This window comes from Thermocrispum agreste DSM 44070, from assembly GCF_000427905.1.
Lineage (GTDB): Bacteria > Actinomycetota > Actinomycetes > Mycobacteriales > Pseudonocardiaceae > Thermocrispum > Thermocrispum agreste.
Genome location: NZ_ATYX01000006.1, coordinates 455,001 through 457,558, shown reverse-complemented (window position 1 = coordinate 457,558; position 2,558 = coordinate 455,001). Strand labels below are relative to the sequence as shown.

Annotated in this window: 2 rRNA genes (1 of these 2 only partly in view); both read right to left on the bottom strand. The window is 58.1% G+C overall.

Annotated features, from left to right (window positions below):
- Positions 1 to 99: 99 nt before the first annotated feature.
- A 5S ribosomal RNA gene (rrf, locus tag YWY_RS0104315) occupies positions 100 to 216 on the bottom strand.
- Between the two features lie 79 nt (positions 217 to 295).
- A 23S ribosomal RNA gene (locus YWY_RS0104310) occupies positions 296 to 2,558 on the bottom strand (it continues 874 nt past the right edge of the window).

Genomic DNA, 2,558 nt, shown 5'->3' with positions numbered 1-2,558 from the left:
CCCCCATAGAAAAAAGAAAAAAAGGGGGGGGTCGGGATTCAGCTGAACTCCCGACCCCCCCTTTTTTTTTGGCATCCCGAAGGATGTGGTTGTGTGGGTGTCCGGCGGTGTCCTACTCTCCCGCACCCTGGCGGGTGCAGTACCATCGGCGCTGGCAGGCTTAGCTTCCGGGTTCGGAATGGGACCGGGCGTTTCCCTGCCGCTATGACCACCGTAACTCTGTGAAACAACCACCCCGGGCGGGTGTTGCTGGTGGTGGTGTTTCAGAGTTGCAGAGTGGATGCGTAGCGTCTTTGTGGTCAAGTTATCGGCCGATTAGTACCAGTCAACTCCACCCATTACTGGGCTTCCATTTCTGGCCTATCAACCCCATCGTCTGTAGGGGGCCTCTCACCACATGATGTGGCGTGGAAACCTCATCTTGGAACGGGCTTCCCGCTTAGATGCTTTCAGCGGTTATCCCAACCGAACGTGGCTAACCAGCCGTGCCCCTGGCGGGACAACTGGCATACCAGAGGTTCGTCCGTCCCGGTCCTCTCGTACTAGGGACAGCCTTCCTCAAGTTTCCTGCGCGCGCGGCGGATAGGGACCGAACTGTCTCACGACGTTCTAAACCCAGCTCGCGTGCCGCTTTAATGGGCGAACAGCCCAACCCTTGGGACCTGCTCCGGCCCCAGGATGCGACGAGCCGACATCGAGGTGCCAAACCATGCCGTCGATATGGACTCTTGGGCAAGATCAGCCTGTTATCCCCGGGGTACCTTTTATCCGTTGAGCGACACCCCTTCCACCAGGAGATGCCGGATCACTAGTCCCGACTTTCGTCCCTGCTCGACCTGTCGGTCTCACAGTCAAGCTCCCTTGTGCACTTACACTCGACACCTGATTGCCAACCAGGCTGAGGGAACCTTTGGGCGCCTCCGTTACCTTTTAGGAGGCAACCGCCCCAGTTAAACTACCCACCAGGCACTGTCCCTGAACCAGATCATGGTCCGAGGTTAGATTCCCAATCCGGCCAGAGTGGTATTTCAACGGCGACTCCACGATCACTGGCGTGACCGCTTCCCAGTCTCCCACCTATCCTACACAAGCCGAACCGAAAACCAATACCAAGCTGTAGTAAAGGTCCCGGGGTCTTTCCGTCCTGCCGCGCGTAACGAGCATCTTTACTCGTAGTGCAATTTCGCCGGGCCTGTGGTTGAGACAGCCGAGAAGTCGTTACGCCATTCGTGCAGGTCGGAACTTACCCGACAAGGAATTTCGCTACCTTAGGATGGTTATAGTTACCACCGCCGTTTACTGGCGCTTAAATTCTCAGCTTCGCCCACCCACAAGGGGCAGGCTAACCGGTCCTCTTAACGTTCCAGCACCGGGCAGGCGTCAGTCCATATACATCGTCTTGCGACTTCGCATGGACCTGTGTTTTTAGTAAACAGTCGCTTCTCGCTGGTCTCTGCGGCCACCATCCCCTAGCCCGCACGGGGCTTCAAGAACAGTGGCCCCCCTTCTCCCGAAGTTACGGGGGCATTTTGCCGAGTTCCTTAACCACAGTTCGCCCGATCGCCTCGGTATTCTCTACCTGACCACCTGTGTCGGTTTGGGGTACGGGCCGCGTGCGCACTCGCTAGAGGCTTTTCTCGGCAGCATAGGATCACTCTGCTTCGCCTCAATCGGCTACGCGTCACGCCTCAGGCTTCATGAGCCGCGGATTTGCCTACGACTCGCCCTACACGCTTACACCAGTACTACCACTCACTGGCGGAGCTACCTTCCTGCGTCACCCCATCGCTTGGCTACTACAGGCTCAGGTCCCACGCTCCACCCACAACCCCCACACAAAGTGCAGGAGAAGAGGCTTCGGGTGGTTAGTATCACCTGCCTCGCCAGGGACGCGCACACGCGGGTACGGGAATATCAACCCGTTGTCCATCGACTACGCCTGACGGCCTCGCCTTAGGTCCCGACTTACCCTGGGCGGATTAGCCTGGCCCAGGAACCCTTGGTCATCCGGCGGCAGAGTTTCTCACTCTGCTTTCGCTACTCATGCCTGCATTCTCACTCGACCACCCTCCACACCTGGCTTCCGCCGGCACTTCACCGGATGATCGACGCTCCCCTACCCACCCACACGACTGCACCACACCCCCGAAGAGGCATGGCGGATCTCACGTGTGAGTGACACAGCTTCGGCGGTGTGCTTAGCCCCGCTACATTGTCGGCGCAGGACCACTTGACCAGTGAGCTATTACGCACTCTTTCAAGGATGGCTGCTTCTAAGCCAACCTCCTGGTTGTCTCGGCAATCCCACATCCTTTCCCACTCAGCACACACTTAGGGGCCTTAGCTGGTGTTCTGGGCTGTTTCCCTCTCGACGACGAAGCTTATCCCCCGCCGTCTCACTGCCGCGCTCTCACACCCTGGTATTCGGAGTTTGGTTGACTTCGGTAACCTGGTAAGGCCCCTAGGCCATCCAGTAGCTCTACCCCCAGGGTGAAACACACGACGCTGCACCAAAATGCATTTCGGGGAGAACCAGCTATCACGGAGTTTGATTGGCC